The 19,754-nt window shown below is 62.1% G+C and carries 14 protein-coding genes and 3 tRNA genes; 9 read left to right on the top strand and 8 right to left on the bottom strand.

Annotated elements, in window-relative coordinates; translation table 11 throughout:
* Positions 1–32 precede the first annotated feature (32 nt).
* The 4 genes from M1D51_RS08455 to bcp form a co-directional block, all read right to left on the bottom strand.
* Entirely contained in the window at positions 33–1,538 is a 1,506-nt protein-coding gene (locus M1D51_RS08455) for a malate:quinone oxidoreductase (RefSeq protein WP_458109198.1), read from the bottom strand.
* Between the two features lie 79 nt (positions 1,539–1,617).
* Positions 1,618–3,285 (bottom strand): ABC transporter substrate-binding protein, encoded by a 1,668-nt coding sequence (locus tag M1D51_RS08460; protein WP_458109199.1) that lies wholly within the window; start codon positions 3,283–3,285, stop codon positions 1,618–1,620.
* Between the two features lie 200 nt (positions 3,286–3,485).
* Positions 3,486–3,567 (bottom strand) — tRNA-Leu (locus tag M1D51_RS08465).
* Between the two features lie 57 nt (positions 3,568–3,624).
* Positions 3,625–4,098 carry a thioredoxin-dependent thiol peroxidase gene (bcp, locus tag M1D51_RS08470; protein ID WP_458109200.1) on the bottom strand — a complete coding sequence of 158 codons (474 nt, stop codon included), beginning with the start codon at positions 4,096–4,098 and terminating at the stop codon, positions 3,625–3,627.
* Between the two features lie 85 nt (positions 4,099–4,183).
* Here bcp and M1D51_RS08475 point away from each other — a divergent pair, with 85 nt between their 5' ends.
* Positions 4,184–4,651 carry a MarR family winged helix-turn-helix transcriptional regulator gene (locus M1D51_RS08475; protein WP_172323039.1) on the top strand — a complete coding sequence of 156 codons (468 nt, stop codon included), beginning with the start codon at positions 4,184–4,186 and terminating at the stop codon, positions 4,649–4,651.
* A gap of 99 nt (positions 4,652–4,750) precedes the next feature.
* Here M1D51_RS08475 and M1D51_RS08480 read toward each other — a convergent pair.
* The 4 genes from M1D51_RS08480 to M1D51_RS08495 form a co-directional block, all read right to left on the bottom strand.
* A tRNA-Lys gene (locus tag M1D51_RS08480) sits at positions 4,751–4,826 on the bottom strand.
* Between the two features lie 192 nt (positions 4,827–5,018).
* Positions 5,019–5,094 (bottom strand) — tRNA-Lys (locus tag M1D51_RS08485).
* 116 nt (positions 5,095–5,210) lie between these two features.
* Positions 5,211–6,344, bottom strand: coding sequence for a PQQ-dependent sugar dehydrogenase (locus tag M1D51_RS08490; protein ID WP_458109201.1), 1,134 nt, complete (start codon positions 6,342–6,344; stop codon positions 5,211–5,213).
* Positions 6,345–6,380: 36 nt separating this feature from the next.
* On the bottom strand, positions 6,381–7,325 hold the full coding sequence (locus M1D51_RS08495; protein WP_458109202.1) for a sunset domain-containing protein: 945 nt from the start codon (positions 7,323–7,325) through the stop codon (positions 6,381–6,383).
* A 179-nt stretch (positions 7,326–7,504) separates the two neighbouring features.
* Here M1D51_RS08495 and M1D51_RS08500 point away from each other — a divergent pair, with 179 nt between their 5' ends.
* The 8 genes from M1D51_RS08500 (at position 7,505) to M1D51_RS08535 (ending at position 19,743) form a co-directional block, all read left to right on the top strand.
* A complete protein-coding gene (locus M1D51_RS08500; RefSeq protein WP_172323037.1) occupies positions 7,505–8,437 on the top strand; it encodes a LysR family transcriptional regulator in 933 nt (310 codons plus the stop codon).
* A 119-nt stretch (positions 8,438–8,556) separates the two neighbouring features.
* Complete coding sequence (ilvD, locus tag M1D51_RS08505; protein WP_172323036.1) at positions 8,557–10,275, top strand: dihydroxy-acid dehydratase; 1,719 nt, start codon at positions 8,557–8,559, stop codon at positions 10,273–10,275.
* Between the two features lie 294 nt (positions 10,276–10,569).
* The gene (locus M1D51_RS08510; RefSeq protein WP_458109203.1) at positions 10,570–12,474 is read left to right on the top strand and encodes an acetolactate synthase large subunit; all 1,905 of its coding nucleotides are present in this window, start codon (positions 10,570–10,572) and stop codon (positions 12,472–12,474) included.
* A gap of 2 nt (positions 12,475–12,476) precedes the next feature.
* Positions 12,477–12,989 carry an acetolactate synthase small subunit gene (gene ilvN, locus M1D51_RS08515; RefSeq protein ID WP_021470923.1) on the top strand — a complete coding sequence of 171 codons (513 nt, stop codon included), beginning with the start codon at positions 12,477–12,479 and terminating at the stop codon, positions 12,987–12,989.
* A 67-nt stretch (positions 12,990–13,056) separates the two neighbouring features.
* Positions 13,057–14,082, top strand: a complete 1,026-nt coding sequence (gene ilvC / locus M1D51_RS08520; RefSeq protein WP_141285198.1) for a ketol-acid reductoisomerase — start codon at positions 13,057–13,059, stop codon at positions 14,080–14,082.
* A 287-nt stretch (positions 14,083–14,369) separates the two neighbouring features.
* Entirely contained in the window at positions 14,370–15,965 is a 1,596-nt protein-coding gene (gene serA, locus M1D51_RS08525; RefSeq protein WP_159733881.1) for a phosphoglycerate dehydrogenase, read from the top strand.
* Between the two features lie 215 nt (positions 15,966–16,180).
* Complete coding sequence (locus M1D51_RS08530; RefSeq protein WP_458109204.1) at positions 16,181–18,991, top strand: FtsX-like permease family protein; 2,811 nt, start codon at positions 16,181–16,183, stop codon at positions 18,989–18,991.
* Positions 18,988–19,743 carry an ABC transporter ATP-binding protein gene (locus tag M1D51_RS08535; RefSeq protein ID WP_026546071.1) on the top strand — a complete coding sequence of 252 codons (756 nt, stop codon included), beginning with the start codon at positions 18,988–18,990 and terminating at the stop codon, positions 19,741–19,743. The genes M1D51_RS08530 and M1D51_RS08535 overlap by 4 nt, the downstream gene beginning before the upstream one ends.
* Positions 19,744–19,754: the final 11 nt, after the last annotated feature.

Below are 19,754 nucleotides of genomic sequence, written 5' to 3' on the forward strand. Positions count from 1 at the left end.
TGACGGGAACCGGCCGCAGCCCCGGGTATGGCCTAGCTTTGGACGGCGTTGGCCACTTCAAGTTGCAGGGAACGCGCGGTGCTTGCTTCCAGTTCGGCAGCGAGCTCAGGGTTCTCGTTGAGCTTGACGCCGTAGCCCGGCATCATGTCCTTGAGCTTGGACTGCCAGCCCTTGAAGTTCTTGGGGAAGGACTTCTGGAGCAATTCGATCATGATCGGCACAGCCGTGGAGGCTCCCGGTGAGGCCCCCAGCAGTGCGCCAATGGAACCATCGCGCGAAGCAATGACTTCGGTGCCGAACTGCAGGACGCCACCCTTCTGAGGGTGCTTCTTGATGATTTGTACACGCTGGCCGGCGGTGATCAGTTCCCAGTTATCGCCGGCTGCCTCAGGGTAGTACTCCCGGAGCGCTTCAACCTTGGCCTCGTGCCGCTTGGCAACCTCTTTGATGAGGTAGGCGGTGAGGTCCATGTTGTCCTTGGCCACGGCCAACATGGGAATGATGTTTCCGGGTCGGATGGACAGCGGAAGGTCCAGGTAGCTGGAGGTCTTCAGGAAGTTGGTGGAGAATCCGGCGTACGGGCCGAACAGCAGGGAGCGCTTGCCGTCCACGTAGCGGGTATCCAGGTGCGGAACGGACATGGGAGGCGCTCCCACGGATGCCTGCCCGTACACCTTGGCACTGTGCTGGGAGGTGATGGCGTCATCCGTGCAGCGGAAGAACTGGCCTGAGACCGGGAAGCCGCCGTAGCCCTTGCTCTCGGGAATGCCGGATGCCTGAAGCAGGTGCAGGGCGCCGCCACCCGCTCCCACGAAGACGAACTTGGCATGAATGCGGCCGTGTTCGCCGGACTTGGGGTGCTTGATGGACAGATCCCATCCGCCACCTGCTGCACGGTTGATGTTGGTGACGTCGTGGCCGTAGTTGACCTCGGCGCCACTGTCCTGCAAGTAGGTTGTGAGCTCACGCGTCAGGGCGCCGAAGTCGACGTCGGTGCCTTCAGCCGCGCGGGTAGCGGCAACCCGCTGCTTGCGGTCCCGTCCCTTGACGATCAGGGGAGCCCACTTGGCAATCCGGTCCTGGTCCTCGGTGTATTCCATGCTCCGGAACAGCGTGTTGGGCTTCAGTGCCTCGTAGCGGGTCTTGAGGAAGTTTGCATGGTCCTCGCCGATGACGAAACTCATGTGCGGGACGGTGTTGATGAAGCCTTTGGGGGAGCCGATGACCTGGCTGTCCACCAAATGGGACCAAAACTGGCGCGAAAGCTGGAATTGCTCGTTGATGTGGAGGGCCTTGGAAGGGTCCACGGAGCCGTCCTTGGCTGCGGGGGAGTAGTTAAGCTCACACAGCGCAGCATGTCCGGTGCCGGCGTTGTTCCACGGTCCGGAACTCTCGAGTCCCGCTTCGTCGAGTCGTTCGAACAGGGAGATGGTCCAGGTGGGTTCGAGTTGCTTGATGAACGCACCAAGGGTGGCGCTCATGATTCCGCCGCCAATAAGGACGACGTCGGCATGTTGAGTCTTGGAAATGAAGGTCACGATCAATCTCCGTTAGCGGCGGCACTGGCTGTCACAGAATATCCCCGCGCAGACCTAATACTGAAATTGCGGCCAATCGTCAAGGCTTTAAGCGGACGTTCGTGAAAACTTCGTTGAGGACCGGTGAGGCCGGGTAGCTTTCGACCTTGTTGGACAGCGCCAACGCAGAGATGGGGAAGGCAATCGGCACGGCTGGAACCGAGGCGGCGATCTCTGCGTTGATGGCCTGGTACTGGGCGTTGCGGTCATCTCCATCGGGCATGGCCCGTGCCCGCTCAATCTTGTGGAAGACCTCGGAATCGGCGTATCCGAACTCTGCCCGGGTTTCGCCGAACAGCGGCCCCAGGAAGTTGTCGGCGTCGGCATAGGAGCCGTTCCAGCCCAGAAGGTGCAGGCCTCGATCTCCCGCCGATTGAACCCGTTGCAGGTAGCCGCCCTCCCAGTCCACGGGCACCGGCTTGATGTTGAAGCCCACGGCTACCAACTGGCGGCTGATCTCAGCGTAGATCTTCTCGGGTGTGGGCATATAGGCGCGGGTGGCGTTCAGGGGATAGTAGAACTTGATTTCCTCGCCCTTGTAGCCGGCCTTTTCCAACAACTCCTTGGCCTTCTCCGGGTTGTATCCCAAGGACGGAGCATTGTTGTTGAAGCCGCTGAGCTTGGGCGGCACAAACTGTGAGGCTTGTGCGGTGTTGTCGATGAAGAAGCGTCGGATCAACGTTTCCTTGTCGACCGCCATTTCAATCGCTTGGCGGACCTCGAGTTTCTCCAAGGGTGCCACGGCCTGGTTGATCCCGAGGTACATCACGGAGAACGGGTCGCGCTGGATGATCTGGACACCCTTTTTGACCAGTTGGTCAAAGGTTCCGGGGGTCACGAGGTCGTAGGCGTCAATCTTGCCGTCCAGGAGGGCCTGCTGCCGCGTTTCGGCCCGATCATAGGGAATGAAGTTGATGGTGGCGATCTGGCCCCTGTTGCCCCAATAACCCTTGAAGCTGGTGAGGCTGAGTTTGTTCCCATCCCATGCGCTGAAGGCAAAGGGACCTGTTCCCACAGGGTGGCTGGCATAGGCGGACACAGCCTGGCCATTGAGGGTTTGGTCCAGCACGTTCGCTTTTTGGGCCTCAAGGGCGGTGGGAGAGGAGATGGCAAAGGAGGGGAGGGTCAACGCCTGCAAGAATCCCGTGAAGGGTCGGGTCAGGTTGATTTGGACGTCGTTGGCCGAGACTACTTTGCAGTCTTTGAAGATGGAGAACACCGGTTCGTCCGAGTAGGCCTTGAAGACCCCTTGGAATGAGATTCCAGGGGCTTGTTTCCGGAGCGCGGCGGGGAAGGTGAACCAGCGGTTGAAGTTTGCGCAGACAGCCGCAGCATCCAGGGGCGTGCCGTCATGGAAGGTTACTTCGGAGCGAAGCTTGAAATCGTAGCTGAGCCCGTTGTTGCTGTCTTTCCACTCCGTAGCCAGCAGGGGAGTGGTCTCACCCGTGGCACCATCCACACCGACCAGTCCCTCGAGGACCTGGCGGGTCACGCGGTAGGACTCGGAATCGGCGGTCATGGCGGGATCAAGCCCCAAGGGCATGGAAGCCGTACCGAAGTTGAAAGTGGCGGTGGGCTCCACGGGAGCGGTGCTGGTGGACGGGGAAGCCGGTGCAGGGCCAGGTGTTCCTGTACACGCTGCCAGCCCCAAAACCGCCAGGGCAGCTCCGATCTGTACGCTCAGGCGCCGCATTTTGCTGCTTGCCACTCTTGTCCCCTCAAGCCGGTTGGAAGTGCCGTGGCCGGCTTCGGCCAGACCGCATTCCAGTCTAGTTGAACGTCCTGAGTGCACTTCCCAGCGCATGTTCAGGAAGCCATCCCCGCTGCTTGAGGAAAAAACACCCCATGCTGCAAGGTTCTGCAACAAGGGGTGTTCCTGGTGGCCCGTGGCCACCGTTGTTCATATTGTGCGCAAGGGGGGACTTGAACCCCCACGCCCGAAGGCACAGGAACCTAAATCCTGCGTGTCTGCCAATTTCACCACTCGCGCCGGCTGATGGCCGCTGCCCTTGGAGGGGCAGTCGGCTACCGCCCACCAGTGTACCCGCTACTTGTCCAGCTTGAGGTCCCGGCGGAGCTTGGCAACATGCCCGGTCGCGCGCACGTTGTACTGCGCCAGGGACACCTTGCCTTCGGGGTCCACCACCACGGTGGACCTGATCAATCCCATGTAGGTCTTGCCGTAGTTCTTTTTCTCGCCCCAGGCTGCGTAGGCGTCAGCCACGGCATGGTCCTCGTCCGAGAGCAGCGGGAACGTCAACTGTTCGTCAGCTGCAAACTTTGCCAGAGCCTTGACGGGATCCGGGGAGATGCCAACAACCTCGTAGCCCGCCGACTGGAGCGATGCCAGGGTGTCGCGGAAGTCACACGCTTCCTTGGTGCATCCCGGGGTGGATGCCGCCGGATAGAAATAGACGATGGTTTTACGCCCGTGGAAGTCCGACAAGCTGACGTTTTTGCCGGTTTCGTCGGGAAGGGAGAAGTTCGGGGCAACATCGCCCGGGATAAGTCGTTCTGCCACAATATGCTCCTTGCTGGGGATCGCGATTTCCCAGTTTAGTGCGGAGAAGCCGCGCATGCTCCCCGTCCGCGCATATACTGTCGGCATGCCAGATATGGAGAGATGGCCCACCACCCGCTTGCTTTCGACGGCTGCGCGCCTGGTGGAAATCTCGTGGAACGAAAAATTGAAGTCCATCGGCCTTACCCACGCCGGGGTCATTGCCATGCAGGTACTTGCCGCCAAAGGTGCAATTACGCAGGCAGCATTGGCCGAAGTCGCGCGGGTCAAGGCCCAGACAATGGGTACCACTCTTGCGCGGTTGGAACTGCACGGGCACATCACGCGCCAGCGTAGCGATTCCGACCGCAGAAGCCATGTGGTGACCCTTACGGAGGCCGGGAGTGCAGCGCTCGCGGAAGCGGTGAAGCTCGAGCAGGACGTCTTGTCTCCCGTTGCTGTTGATACCGCACGGCTGCGCGAGGAACTCAGGATTGTGGTCCGGGGGCTTGCCGGTTTGCCGGCTCCTGAGTCGGAATCCAGCGAGGGATCCACCGACGTGGCGCAGGGCTGATACCAACGCCAAGGCCCAGCCAATGCATCCCATAGGGGATGCGTCGGCTGGGAACACAAAAGGCTCCGGATCGTTTATACGATCCGGAGCCTTTGTTATTGGTGCACCCCCCGGGACTCGAACCCGGAACCCATTGATTAAGAGTCAATTGCTCTGCCAGTTGAGCTAGAGGTGCAGCTGATGTTTCAGGCTGAACGAAGAATTCGCATTCCTCGTTGAGCTCCGCAACGACAAATAACTCTACACCAGATTCTGGAGGTTCAAAACCACTGGCCATGTGGAGTGATAGGGGCCATAAAAGGGTCATTCCAAATCCCTCTGGAAATGAAAAAAGGCCTTGGAGTGAAATTCACTCCAAGGCCTTCCTTGGTGCACCCCCCGGGACTCGAACCCGGAACCCATTGATTAAGAGTCAATTGCTCTGCCAGTTGAGCTAGAGGTGCAGCTGTTGAAATGATCATCCCGGAGGCTTTTCATTCCCCGGCGATCTCCGCAACGACATGTAACTCTACACGAGATCAGCCCAACTGTGAAATCGACCCGTCCTCGATCAGTGTTCCTACGGAACTATCCTCAAAATCAGCGCGAAGTCGGGGTTTCTGTTGTTGCTGACCACCCATAAAGCGCCGTCCGGGGCTCGGGCTACGTCCCTGAGTCGACCATGTTGTCCTGTGAAATAGGCCACAGGTTCTTCTGCGTCCTCTCCGTCGAGCGGTACAGACCACAGTCGTTGGCCGCGAAGGGCGCCTGTGTAGGCCACGCCGTCCACAATCTCCAGTCCGCTCGGTGACGCTTCGGAGGTTGATGGCCAGACCACCTTTGCATCGATCAGCCCGCTCCTGCCCGGGGCGCCGGTCACTGTGGGCCATCCATAGTTGCCGCCCGGCGTAATGAGGTTCAATTCGTCGTCCACATCGGGGCCGAACTCGCTGGCCCACAACCTTCCCCCGCTGTCCCAGGCCAGTCCCTGCACGTTGCGGTGCCCGTAGCTGAAAACGGGATTGTCGCCGAAAGGGTTTCCGGGCGCCGGACGTCCCTCGGGGGTTAGGCGCAGGATCTTGCCACCGAGCGTGTTGATGTCCTGCGGCTGTTCCCGGCGCTGCGAATCTCCTGTACCTGCGTAGAGGAAACCGTCGGGACCAAAGCGGATACGCCCGCCGTTGTGCGTTGAGGCCTTGGGTATTCCGGAGAAAACTACTTCGGGTTCGCCGAGTGAGAACGTCCCGCCCGTTTCCTCGTCCAGCTTCATTCTGGCAATCCGGTTGTCGGTGGCGGAGGTGAAATATGCATACAGCCAGCGGTCATCCTGGAACGCCGGGGACAACGCCAGGCCCAGAAGGCCGCCTTCACCGCCAGGTTCGACGCCGGAGACCTCACCAATGGTGGTGGCGCGGCCGTCACGGATGGCCTTGACCAGGGCGGAATCGCGCTCGGACACGATGCCGGTTCCGTCGGGCAGGAACACCACCGACCACGGCAGCTGCAACCCGACGTCGAGCTTTTCAACGATCTCCGGAGCCTGCCAGCCGCCAAGGCTGGAGGCCGCGGAGGTCGGATTCGGCGTTGCTGCCGATCCCGGTGCGGACGGACTGCTTATGCAGCCCGCGAGGGTGAGGCTTGTGAGGCCAAGAACCGCCGTGAGCATGGAGACAGGCACGAGCCGCCTTCGCCATCTCGATGCGTGCATGCTCATGCCTGTTTCCAACAACGGCTGTCAGTTGTTGCCAGGTCAGTGCCTGTTGCGCCTGGGTGGCCTGAATCCGGCGGCCTCTGCATGCGCAGCCGATTCGAACCAGACGTCCGCGGGGACCTCGTCATATCCCGCCGTGTCTTCATCGTGGTACGTCATGGCTGTCGCGTTGGCCTTCACGGGGTAGTCACTGCCCGGGGTGCTGGAGGATCCGGTTCCATAGGGATGCTCGGCTGCAAGATGGCCGGCGTTTGCGGGATCTTCGGCCGCCGCAGACTCGGCGCCCGGCAGGGTAGGGGAGTGCGCGTCCGTGTACTCGTGGTGGTGGACGGGGGCGCCGGATGAGTCCGTCCAGGACGATTCCCACTCCGCCTTGTCGGCGGCGTCGTTCCTGCCCGCGGGCTCCGAATCGCCCGCCTCCCAATCGTCAACGTCCCCGGCATCGGCTGAATGTACTGTGGCATCGACCGTCGGCTGGGCCACTACGGGCTCTTCGACCACCGGTTCCTCCACTACCGGCATGGCAACAACAGGCTCTTCCACTGTGAGGCCGGGGGTAGCGGGCCGTTGCGGGTCCGGAGAGGTCTGTTGGGGTGAATCCCGGACGTCACCGAGAGGGGATACCGGCTCGGGGTCGCGATCCCTGATTGAGGTGTCGGCGGTCTCCTGGTCCCTGTGGGCTTTAGCCTCGGCCGGTTCATCACTGATTGACTCGCCTGCTGCTTCCCGGGCCGGTTCCCGGGGTGGTTCCTCGCCCGTGGGACCACTGCCCTCGGCAGCATCCCTACCCAGGTTGGTGACGCCGGCCAAGCCTGCAACTCCTGCTGTTGCCGCGGCAGGATCGGGCAGTGAGGCGGTGTTGGCGGGCTCCATTGCGGCGGGAGCGTGCGTTGAGGAGGAATTATTTGCTTTGTTGCGGTTCATCAGCCACCAAACAATGGCAATGACCAGCACAATGACAATGACCCAAATTATCCAGTCCATGTGGATGCCCTTCTGCTCACAGGGGTGCAGCTCGTGGTGTTCCTGACGTTACGTGCCTGCTAATGGGCTGTCCAGCGTTTGACCTGCTGTTCCGTGCAATTTACTCAGTTTGCTGACAAAAACCCGGGACTTCGAAATCGTGGGGAATGGAATTCAGTTAGGTCGCCTAGTCTGGCTGAATGGACTTCAAGAGGCTGCAGATACTGCGCGAGTTGGCGGATCGTCAAACCGTCGGTGCCACGGCCGAAGCACTCAATGTCACGGCCTCTGCAGTTTCGCAGCAACTGAAGACCCTGCAGAGCGAAATGGGTGTTGTGCTGGTGGAAAAAGTCGGCAGGGGCGTGCAACTGACCGAAGCCGGATATGCCATGGCGGCCGCTGCTGCCGACATTGCCACGGCCATGGCAAGGGCAGAGTCCACGATCGACACCTACAGGAAAGGCTGGCAGACCCGGGTCTCCGCAGCGTTCTTCCCCAGCGCGGCTGAAATGCTGCTGCCCGGAATGCTTCATCGGGTGGCATCCGTGGAGGGGCTGACGTTCGATGCTCATTTCGAGGATCCGGGAACTGCCCACTTCGCGCCCTTGGTGGCCGACTATGACATTGTTCTGGCCCATAGCGTGGACGGGCCGGAGGTATTTGCGCGGCAGGGACTGACGGTGGTGCCGTTGCTCGAAGAGGCCTTGGATGTGGCCATGCCCGGGGACCATCCGCTGGCTGCCAAGGCGAAGTTGAGTCCTGCCGATGTTGTGGACTACCCCTGGATCGGTGTGCCCGAGGGTTTTCCCTTTGACACCGTCCTCCGCCAGATCGAGCTCCATGCAGGACATCAGGCCATGCGTGGCCAGCGGTATCCGGATCTGCGGGTGCTCGAGGCCCTGGTGGGTGCGGGCCACGGGATTTGCCTCCTCCCGCGGTACACGGCCAGGGCCAGTGCCAGGCGGGGCTTGGTGCTTCGGCCACTCACGGAGGTCAAGGCCAGCAGGAGCATCGTGGCCTTGTCCCGGCAGGAAGTGGCTGCCCGGGGCACCATCGCGATGGTTCTTGACATGCTCAGGAGCGAGGCAGCCGCGATCGCAAGGGAGCTCAAGCAGGCTCCTCCGGCCATGTGACGGCCGGACCGCAGTGTGGACCTGCGGGAAATTTCAATTCCTCCGCAATATTCGGATGATCCGGCTTAACCCGGCATGGAACAGCCGTAACGGCGGCAAGGTACCCATAGACTTTGGTCATGAGTGACACCGAGATTGCCACAGACACCAAGCCGGACATCAAGCCCCGCAGCCGGGTGGTCACAGACGGCATCCATGCCGCGCCTGCCCGAGGAATGTTCCGTGCCGTGGGAATGGGCGACGACGACTTCGCCAAGCCGCAGATTGGTGTCGCCAGTTCGTGGAACGAAATTACCCCCTGCAACCTTTCCCTGAACCGTCTTGCGCAAGGCGCCAAGGAAGGCGTCCACGCCGGCGGTGGTTTCCCCATGCAGTTCGGCACCATTTCAGTCTCGGACGGCATCTCGATGGGCCATGAAGGCATGCACTTCTCCCTCGTCTCCCGGGAGGTCATTGCCGACTCCGTGGAGACCGTGATGCAGGCCGAGCGCATTGACGGATCGGTCCTGTTGGCCGGTTGCGACAAATCCCTTCCCGGAATGCTGATGGCGGCTGCGCGCCTGGACCTCGCCTCGGTCTTCCTCTACGCCGGCTCCATCATGCCGGGCTGGGTCAAGCTTGAAGACGGCTCGGAAAAGGAAGTCACGCTCATTGATGCCTTCGAGGCTGTGGGGGCCTGCGCCGCCGGCAAAATGAGCATGGAGGACCTCACTCGGATCGAGAAGGCCATCTGTCCCGGCGAAGGTGCCTGTGGCGGCATGTACACAGCCAACACCATGGCGTGCATCGGCGAAGCCCTCGGCATGTCCCTTCCGGGGTCTGCCGCCCCGCCCTCGGCCGATCGTCGTCGTGACGACTTCGCCCGCAAGTCCGGCGAAGCGGTGGTCAACCTGCTGCGCCTGGGGATCACGGCCAGGGACATCATGACCAAGAAGGCGTTCGAGAATGCCATTGCCGTCACCATGGCTTTCGGCGGATCCACCAATGCTGTCCTGCACTTGCTGGCCATTGCCCGGGAGGCAGAAGTTGAGCTGACGCTTGATGACTTCAACCGCATCGGTGACAAGATTCCGCACCTGGGCGACCTCAAGCCCTTCGGCCGCTATGTCATGACGGACGTGGACAAGATCGGCGGCGTGCCCGTCATCATGAAGGCACTGCTCGACGCCGGCCTGCTGCACGGCGACTGCCTCACCGTAACCGGCAAGACGCTCGCCGAGAACCTCGCCTCGATCAACCCGCCGGACCTCGATGGCAAGATCCTCCGCGCGCTGGATAACCCCATCCACAAGACCGGAGGCATCACCATCCTCCACGGTTCGATGGCCCCCGAAGGCGCAGTGGTAAAGAGCGCCGGTTTCGACGCCGACGTCTTCGAGGGCACCGCACGCGTCTTCGAACGTGAGCAAGGCGCGCTCACAGCGTTGGACAACGGTGAAATCCATAAGGGCGACGTCGTAGTGATCCGCTATGAAGGTCCCAAGGGCGGCCCGGGTATGCGTGAAATGCTCGCCATTACCGGAGCGATCAAGGGGGCAGGGCTGGGCAAGGATGTCCTGCTGCTGACCGATGGCCGCTTCTCCGGCGGTACAACCGGACTCTGCATTGGCCACGTTGCCCCTGAAGCGGTCGACGGCGGTCCCATCGCCTTTGTGAAGGACGGGGACCGCATCCGTGTCGACATCGCTGCACGCTCGTTCGACCTCCTGGTGGATGAGGCCGAGCTCGAAGCCCGCAGGGAGGGCTGGGAGCCGCTGCCTGCCAAGTTCACCAAGGGCGTCCTTGCAAAGTACGCCAAGCTTGTCCACAGCGCCTCCACCGGGGCCTACTGCGGATAATTCCTGCGATGGACTCCGGCCGTCACGGGACGGCCGGAGTCCGGCAGGCGGACATGGCTGTCCAAATAATGAGATACGATAGTGGTCAATTGACACGTATCTCACTTAGAGGGAACACTGAACGCATGATCACATTCGTTACCGTCGGCGTCGTCGTCCTTACCAAGCGCGTGGCTTAGCCCGACTGGTAACGAACCGTCACGCGCAAACCCCTCGAAGAGCCGGAAGGCTGAGGGGTTTTTTTATTCCCCCGAGCAAGACCCATCTATTGAAGATCCACTAAGGAAGAGTCCGATGAGCAAAGGATCGCCGATCAGCCCCTCGCTGATGGCTGCAAAGTCCGCTGGAGCCCACAAAGCTCCGGACAAGGTCGACCGCACGGCTGAGGCCGTCGTCGTCGACACTGCTGCACCTCTCTCTCCTGTACTTGGGCCGAACACTGTTGTACCCCCAACGGTGATGTCCGGCTCGCAAGCAATTGTCCGTTCGCTCGAAGAACTCGGCGTGGACGATATTTTCGGTTTGCCCGGTGGCGCGATCCTGCCCACCTACGACCCCTTGATGGCCTCCAGCATGAATCACATCCTGGTCCGTCACGAACAGGGAGCCGGCCACGCCGCGCAAGGCTACGCCATGGTCACCGGACGGGTTGGCGTTTGCATCGCCACCTCAGGCCCCGGTGCCACCAACCTCGTTACCGCCATCATGGACGCCCACATGGACTCCGTGCCGATGGTGGCCATCACCGGACAGGTTTCCAGCGGAGTCATCGGCACCGATGCCTTCCAGGAAGCGGACATCGTGGGAATCACGATGCCCATCACCAAGCATTCGTTCCTGGTGACCGACCCCAACGACATCCCGCACGTCATGGCCGAGGCATTCCACCTCGCGTCCACGGGCCGTCCGGGCCCTGTCCTGGTGGATATCGCCAAGGACGCCCAAGTGGGCCAGATGACGTTCTCCTGGCCGCCGAAGGTGGACTTGCCGGGCTACCGTCCCGTGGTGCGTGGACACAACAAGCAGGTCCGCGAAGCTGCCAAGCTGATCGCTGCTGCCAGCAAGCCCGTGCTTTACGTCGGCGGCGGCGTGGTCAAGGGCCACGCCTCAGCCGAACTCATGGAACTTGCGCTGGCTACCGGCGCTCCCGTGGTCACTACCTTGATGGCACGCGGCGCTTTCCCTGATTCGCATCCCCAGCATGTTGGCATGCCAGGCATGCACGGATCAGTCTCCGCCGTGACTGCCCTCCAGCAGGCCGACCTCCTGATCACGCTCGGTGCCCGCTTTGATGACCGCGTTACCGGCGTGCTGAAGACCTTCGCCCCGTTTGCCAAGGTCATCCACGCTGACATCGACCCCGCGGAAATCTCCAAGAACCGCACCGCCGATGTCCCGATTGTCGGCTCGGTCAAGGAGATCATCCCTGAACTCACTGAAGCCGTGAAGACGCAGTTTGAACTCAGCGGGACTCCTGACCTGGATTCCTGGTGGGCCTTCCTCGGCAACTTGCGTGATACCTATCCGCTGGGATGGACCGAGCCCGAAGACGGACTCACCGCACCGCAGCGCGTGATCAAGCGCATCGGCGAACTCACTGGTCCCGAGGGCATCTACGTTGCGGGCGTCGGCCAGCACCAGATGTGGGCGGCCCAGTTCATCAAGTACGAACGGCCGCACGCTTGGCTGAACTCCGGTGGAGCAGGAACCATGGGATACTCGGTTCCGGCAGCAATGGGTGCCAAAGTTGGTGAGCCGGACCGTGTGGTCTGGGCCATCGACGGTGACGGCTGCTTCCAAATGACCAATCAGGAACTGGCCACCTGTGCCATCAACAACATCCCCATCAAGGTGGCCATCATCAACAACTCCTCGCTGGGCATGGTCCGCCAATGGCAGACGCTGTTCTACGAGGGCCGCTACTCCAACACGGATCTGAACACGGGCCACGACACCGTCCGGATTCCGGACTTCGTGAAACTGGCTGATGCCTACGGTTGTGCAGCACTGCGGTGTGAGCGCGACGAGGACATCGACGCCACCATCCAGAAGGCACTCGAGATCAATGACCGCCCCGTGGTCATCGACTTCGTGGTCAGTCCCAACTCGATGGTGTGGCCCATGGTGCCTTCGGGCGTCAGCAATGACCAGATCCAGGTTGCCCGCAACATGACCCCGGAATGGGAAGAGGAGGACTAGGCATGACCCGCCACACACTGTCCGTTCTGGTAGAAGACAAGCCCGGCGTGCTGACCCGCGTGGCCAGCCTCTTCGCCCGGCGCGCATTCAACATCAACTCCCTGGCTGTGGGACCCACCGAGGTTCCCGGCATGTCCCGCATGACGGTTGTCGTCGACGCCGACGGCGACCTCATTGAGCAGGTCACCAAGCAGCTCAACAAATTGGTCAACGTGATCAAGATTGTGGAGCTGACTTCCGAATCTTCCGTACAACGCGACCACATCCTGGTCAAGGTACGTGCGGATGCCGCGACACGCCTGCAGGTTACCCAAGCTGCAGACTTGTTCCGTGCCGCCGTCGTCGACGTGTCCACAGACTCGTTGGTGATCGAGGCAACCGGTACCCCCGAGAAGCTCGCTGCGCTGCTTTCAGTGCTCGAGCCGTTCGGCATCCGTGAAATCGTGCAGTCCGGCACCTTGGCCGTTGGACGGGGATCCCGCTCCATGAGTGACAGGGCGCTCCGCTCCGCGTGAGCAGAACGTCCAGTACCGCAGCACCACAATCAATATCTAAGAAAACCACTCAAGAGGAGTTACGCAAGTGACTGAAATGTTCTACGACGACGACGCAGACCTGTCGATCATCCAGGGCCGCAAAGTAGCCATCGTTGGCTACGGCTCCCAGGGCCACGCCCACGCACTGAACCTGCGCGATTCCGGCGTCGAGGTTGTTATCGCGCTGAAGGACGGCTCCAAGTCCGCCGCCAAGGCAGAGGACGCAGGCTTCACGGTCAAGAACGTTGCGGACGCCGCCGAATGGGCAGATGTCATCATGATCCTGGCACCGGACCAGCACCAGCGCTCGATCTACAACGACTCCATCAAGGACAAGCTGACCGAGGGCAAGGCCCTGGCCTTCGCGCACGGCTTCAACATCCGCTTCGGTTACATTGAGGCTCCGGCCGGTGTGGACGTCATCCTCATCGCCCCGAAGGCTCCGGGCCACACGGTTCGCCGCGAATTCGAAGCCGGCCGCGGTATCCCGGACATCATCGCTGTTGAGCAGGACGCATCCGGTTCCGCATGGGACCTTGCGAAGTCCTACGCCAAGGCCATCGGCGGAACCCGCGCCGGCGTTATCAAGACCACCTTCACCGAAGAGACCGAAACCGACCTCTTCGGCGAGCAGTCCGTCCTTTGCGGCGGCGTCTCCCAGCTGGTCCAGTACGGCTTCGAGACCCTGACCGAAGCCGGCTACCAGCCGCAGATCGCCTACTTCGAGGTTCTCCACGAGCTCAAGCTCATTGTTGACCTCATGTGGGAGGGCGGCATCGCCAAGCAGCGCTGGAGCGTCTCCGACACCGCAGAGTACGGCGACTACGTCTCCGGCCCGCGCGTCATCACCCCCGAGGTGAAGGAAAACATGAAGGCTGTCCTCGCCGACATCCAGAGTGGTGCTTTTGCCAAGCGCTTCATCGACGATCAGGACAACGGCGGCACCGAGTTCAAGGAACTGCGCGCCAAGGCAGAGCAGCACCCCATCGAAGAGGTCGGCCGCGAACTGCGCTCCCTCTTCTCCTGGCAGCAGCAGGACGCTGACTACGTTGAAGGTTCCGCAGCCCGCTGATCCTTCGGCGTGGCCTGACGGCCTCCGCCTCTACGAAGCGCCCGCCCGGTGATCACAGCCGGGCGGGCGTTGCCGTATCTCCGGCATTTCACTCCCGATTTCATCAGTCGCCTTGGCTGTGAACTTCTTCACAACGGCTGCCGGCCCGGCCGTAACATCCCCCGCCGGCACCGGAATCCGGGCCCGGATTCGATATTCTGGGCTGGTCCCGGCGCCGTGCCCCGGGCCACGAATCCGCTCCTTGTCCAGTCCTGTCCCAAAAGTTGTCCAAAGTAAGGTGCCTCCCCGTGTCAGCCAGCAAACCCGTCGTCCTCCTCGCCGAGGAACTTTCGCCCGCCACAGTCGAGGCTTTGGGCCCGGACTTTGAAATCCGCCAGACCGATGGCGCTGACCGTTCCCAGCTGCTGTCCGCAATCGCTGACGTTGACGCCATCCTGGTCCGATCGGCTACCCAGGTGGATGCCGAAGCCATTGCCGCCGCGAAGAACCTGAAGGTCATCGCCCGCGCCGGCGTTGGACTGGACAACGTGGACATCAAGGCTGCCACGCAGGCAGGCGTCATGGTGGTCAACGCCCCGACGTCCAACATTGTCTCCGCGGCCGAGCTCACCGTCGGCCACATCCTCAGCCTGGCCCGCCACATTCCCCAGGCCAGCTCAGCGCTGAAGAACGGTGAGTGGAAGCGCTCCAAGTACACCGGAATCGAACTCTTCGAGAAGAAGATCGGTATCATCGGCCTGGGCCGTATCGGTGCCTTGGTGGCGGCGCGGCTGCAGGGCTTCGATACCCAGATCCTCGCTTATGACCCCTACATCACTTCCGCCCGTGCGGCCCAGCTGGGCGTCCAGCTGGTGACCCTGGATGAACTCCTGGAGAATTCGGACTTCATCACCATCCACATGCCCAAGACGCCGGAAACGGTAGGGATGCTCGGCGCGGATGCTTTCCGCAAGATGAAGGAAACCGCCTACGTTGTCAACGTAGCCCGTGGTGGCCTCGTGGACGAGGAAGCTCTCCACATTGCGCTGAAGGAGGGCCAGATCGCCGGAGCCGGCGTTGACGTTTTCGTCAAGGAGCCCAGCACGGACCTGCCGTTCTTCGAGTTCGACAACGTCATTGTGACCCCGCACCTGGGTGCCTCCACTGATGAGGCACAGGAGAAGGCCGGCGTCTCGGTGGCCAAGTCGGTTCGCCTGGCACTCGCCGGCGAGCTGGTGCCCGACGCCGTGAACGTAGCCGGCGGGGTCATCGCTCCCGATGTCCGTCCGGGTATCCCGCTGATCGAAAAGCTGGGCCGCATCTTCACTGCGCTGACCCACGCTTCCCTGACGCAGATCGACGTCGAGGTAGCCGGCGAAATTGCCGCGCTGGACGTCAAGGTACTCGAACTTGCTGCACTCAAGGGCGTTTTCGCCGATGTGGTCACTGAGCAGGTCTCTTATGTCAACGCCCCTGTGATCGCAGAGCAGCGCGGCATCAACACCCGCCTGATCACCACTCCGGACGCTGAGGACTACCGCAACGTCCTGACCATCCGCGGTGCACTCAGCGATGGCTCCCAGATCTCCGTAGCCGGAACCCTCACAGGTCCCAAGCAGGTGGAGAAGCTGGTGGGTGTCAACGGATATGACGTCGAAATCCCCATCAGCGAGCACCTGGTTGTTGTGGCCTACGCTGACCGTCCCGGCGTGATCGGCACCATCGGACACATCCTGGGCATGAACAACATCAACATCGGCGGCATGCAGGTGGCACGCCAGACCGAAGGTGGCCAGGTCCTGGCGCTCCTGACCATCGACAGTTCCGTTCCGCAGCAGGTGCTCGAAGCCATCAAGGCAGGTATCGGCGCGGACATGGTCCGCGAGGTGGACCTGGAGGACTAGGACCTTAACTGATTTCCATCAGCTGAGTTCGCGTGCCGGCGACACACCTTTGGCACGCAGGAGTGGCCGGTCTGCTTACAATGGCTGGGTCCGGGATTCGGACCCGGCAGCAGGCCGGCCACAACTTTTGCACCTACAGCCCGGTATTCCCCTGTGTCTTTTGAGGAATTCCGGACTCTGTGTGCGCGCCCGCAATCAAGGTCTCAGGGAGCCCAATGAACGCCGTCCAAAGGTTCATCAGAAGCCGTGTGCTGCTGCTGACCGCGGCCATTTTGATCGTCGCGATGTGCTTGTCCGTCCTCGTCCAAAGCCAGTCCCAGGCTGCTTTGAACCGGACAGTGGATGAGAACTCGCGGGGACTCTACGACATCCTGGTACAGGCCAAGCCTGACCAGGCCCAAGACGGCGACGGCGGTGCGTTGATCCAGCCGGAAATCGCCAATGGCCAGGGCGGCATCAGCTTTGAACAGCTGGAGAAGATCCGAACTATGGGTCAAACCGCGGTGGCCGCACCCATCAGCCTGGTCTCGCGCGTGTCGCAGAACCTCGAGGCTCCCCGCCTGAACGCCATGGACTACCTCGGCTACAACGCCGGCCTGGCAGGGGCTGTGACAGCGGGGGACCCCTCGGCCATGGATTCCAGCAAATGGCCCGCTGCAGAATCGGTGTTGTCCGATACCCCGAAGAAGTACCGGCTGACAGCCTCAGCCACAAGCTCTGACGGTGTGAACCAGCAAACACTTTTCAAGACCAGCGCAGAGGGCACCCTGGGCAAAGGCCGCTTGATCCAGGAGCAGGCTGCAGGCGGCTCCAACGTCAGGATTGCCGGACCCGAAGGTGAGACCGGGGTCAAGTTCCCGGCTCCCGCGCTTGGCTCCGAGCACAACCTGTTCAACCTCTCCGTAGCGCTGCCCCTGGCACCTGAGGTGACCGAGTCCGTCGTCGCGGTTGACCCGGCGGCCGAAAGGGCGCTGCTGGGATCCGCAGGCGACTTCCTGGCGCCGCTCGAGAAGGCTCCGCCGGCCGATGCCCGGGATGCCGGAGCAATCGGTCGCCACTTCGAAAGCCTCTTCACCACCGGTCTGAGCATGGACCAGTTGGAAGAAGGACCTGATTTCCTGGGCGTCAAGCTCAAGTACTGGGCACCGCTGATGACCCAGTACCAGCAGGCCAAGCGTGACGGTTTGCTGACCGACGACTCCCAGGCGATCCCGCTCATTGTCCGTTCCGGCACCTCCCTTGACCTGCAGTACTCGGTCAAAATCGAAGAACTGGACGCCAGCGGCAAGGTGGTCAACGAGGTCGGCACGGTCACGCGCAGCCTGGACAAGGATTACCTCCCGTTCGTCTCCAAGTCCCCGTTTGCCCTTGAGTGGCCAGGCTCCACAGACCACAGCAAGCTGCTGGGGAGCACCGCTTCCTTCAGCCAGGGCCTGTACAACCCGGCAACCTGGAGCGCAGCATTCGCCGCTGCGCCCAAGTACAAGGACGGCGACGAAGCCTCCAATGGAGCCTCGGACAAGAGCGCGACTCCGGGGGACTGGGTGACGGTCAACCGCCTGCCTGAGAAGTCTTCGTTCGGTGCGGCCGTGGACCAGACCCAGCGCAAGCCCGTTGATGAACGCTCCTACCGGGAAGACCTGGAAACGGGTAAGAAGCCGGCCGCGCCTCTTCCCATGGTGTACGGCACCTTCGATCCCGCAGACGTCCAGTCAGCAGCCGGTGACGTCAACAAGCTCCCTCTGGGCGGCTATGACCCCACGCCGATGACGCTGACCAAGGACGCTGAGGGCAAGGACGTCGAGGGTACCGAACTGAAGCCCTCATTGAGTGCTACGGGTCTGGTCAGCCAGTCCGCCGGTGCCATCACCGACTACTACGGCCTCGCCGCAGCCCGCGGCTATGACACCAACGCCGATGTCATTGACGCCATCCGGGTCAAGGCCTCCGCTACCGGTAACTGGAAGACGGCACAGCCCGAGGTGGAGAAACTGGCCACCCAGATCCGCGAGCTCGGACTGGAAGCTACCGTGGTGGCCGGTTCCGCACGCGAGGACGCCAATATCTTCGTGCCCGGATACAGCAAGGACGACGCCGGCAAGGAGTCTCCGCTGGGCACCGTCCAGCAGTCGTGGGTCCGCCAGGATGCCGCTGATGCCGTTTCCGGTTCGCTGACCGGTACCAACATCACCTTGCTCTTCCTGACCCTGTTGGGCGCAACGCTCCTGACCGGCGCCTCGACTGTCAGCTACATCCGCCAGCGCCGGAGCGAAGCCGGCATTCTCAGGGCGATGGGCTGGACGCAGAAACGCATCCGGTCCTGGGTCCTGGAAGAATTTGCCGTAGGCGCTGCAGCCCTCGCTGCCGCTGGAATCATCCTCAGCCTCCTTAGTTGGAACATCGCCACCGTGATCGTTTCGGTGACCATGCTGATCATCTACTGTGGAGCCGCCTGGCTGGCTGCCCAGCAACTGCGTCACCGTGTGGTGATCGACCAGGAGCCGCAGCACGATGACCGCCTCGTGACGGTGGACTCTCCGCTGACCTTCGCCAACAGGCAGCTCACCACCAACCGGTTCAACTCCATCTCCCTTGCGGTGGCGGTAGGTGTGTTCGGCGCTGCAGTAGGCGCTCTGATCGCGCTGCTGATCGATATTCCGCGGGCGGCCGGCGCCAGTGCCCTCAGTGGCCTGGCAGCTGCAAGCATCGCCTTGCCCAGCGTCATCCTGGCAGTCTTCGGAGTAGTGGTGGGCCTGCTGCTGACCCTCGTGACCGGTCGCTTTGAACTCCACGCCAAACGGGAGTACCTCGGTACGTTGAAGGCCATGGGCTGGAACCCGGACATGCTGGGACAGGTCCGCTTCTTCGAGAACGCCCTTGTAGGCACAGTGGCACTTCCCCTCGGCGTCCTTGGCGCCTTGGGACTCGGGCTGCTGCTGGCACCCTATGCGGCCCTGTGGGCCGGATTGGCCGGTCTGCTGGCCGTAATTTGCTGGATTCCGATTGCAACGAAAGTAGTCAAATGACTGACAAACTCAACCCCGAGCTGACGGCCACCCCGGAATCCACGGAAGAGTCGCTGCAGACCCGCGCCAACACGATCGTGAAGGCCGCTGACCACGCCACTCCCTTGGAACTGAGCCGTGTGACCATCCACTACGGCGGCGACAAAGGCGGCGCCGAGGAAGTGGACGTCGTCGACGACTTCAACCTCACGCTGCACGCCGGTGAGATGCACTGCATCGCCGGCCGAAGCGGCTCCGGTAAGACCAGCATCCTGACGGTGAGCGCCGGACTGACGCTCCCGACGTCGGGCAAGGTCTTTTGGGAGGGCCTGCCGCTGGACACCATGGGTGATGACGAAATAGCTGACCGGCGCCGCGCGCTCATCGGCTATGTGGACCAGGGCGGGGCCCTGATCGATGGCATGAGCGCCTTGGAAAACGTCCTGCTTCCCGCCGTGCCCGACGGCGAAGTGGAGCAGCGGACGGAGATGGCCAAGGACCTTCTGGACCTGGTGGGCCTGGGACGCCGCATGCGTCACCGTCCCGCCCAGCTCTCCGGTGGTGAACGCCAGCGTGTGGCTATTGCCCGTGCCCTGATCCTGGGCACGCGCGTACTGGTGGTGGACGAGCCCACGGCCAGCCTCGACCGGGCCGCGGCCAACCGAATCATTGGCATTCTCAAGGACACCACCAGCGATGGCATCGCTGTGCTGGTTGCCTCCCACGACCATGAGCTGGTGCGGCTCAGCGATACGCTGACCGAACTTAACTAAGCTATTTCATC

It is taken from the genome of Arthrobacter sp. R3-55 (assembly GCF_054161505.1).

Bases quoted from the DNA above. Each gene is read 5' to 3' on its own strand.
- M1D51_RS08510 (WP_458109203.1), top strand. From the start codon at position 10,570: ATGAGCAAAGGATCGCCGATCAGCCCCTCGCTGATGGCTGCAAAGTCC.
- ilvN (WP_021470923.1), top strand. From the start codon at position 12,477: ATGACCCGCCACACACTGTCCGTTCTGGTAGAAGACAAGCCCGGCGTG.
- M1D51_RS08475 (WP_172323039.1), top strand. From the start codon at position 4,184: ATGCCAGATATGGAGAGATGGCCCACCACCCGCTTGCTTTCGACGGCT.
- M1D51_RS08495 (WP_458109202.1), bottom strand. From the start codon at position 7,325: ATGGACTGGATAATTTGGGTCATTGTCATTGTGCTGGTCATTGCCATT.
- M1D51_RS08530 (WP_458109204.1), top strand. From the start codon at position 16,181: ATGAACGCCGTCCAAAGGTTCATCAGAAGCCGTGTGCTGCTGCTGACC.
- M1D51_RS08490 (WP_458109201.1), bottom strand. From the start codon at position 6,344: ATGAGCATGCACGCATCGAGATGGCGAAGGCGGCTCGTGCCTGTCTCC.
- M1D51_RS08500 (WP_172323037.1), top strand. From the start codon at position 7,505: ATGGACTTCAAGAGGCTGCAGATACTGCGCGAGTTGGCGGATCGTCAA.
- M1D51_RS08535 (WP_026546071.1), top strand. From the start codon at position 18,988: ATGACTGACAAACTCAACCCCGAGCTGACGGCCACCCCGGAATCCACG.
- ilvD (WP_172323036.1), top strand. From the start codon at position 8,557: ATGAGTGACACCGAGATTGCCACAGACACCAAGCCGGACATCAAGCCC.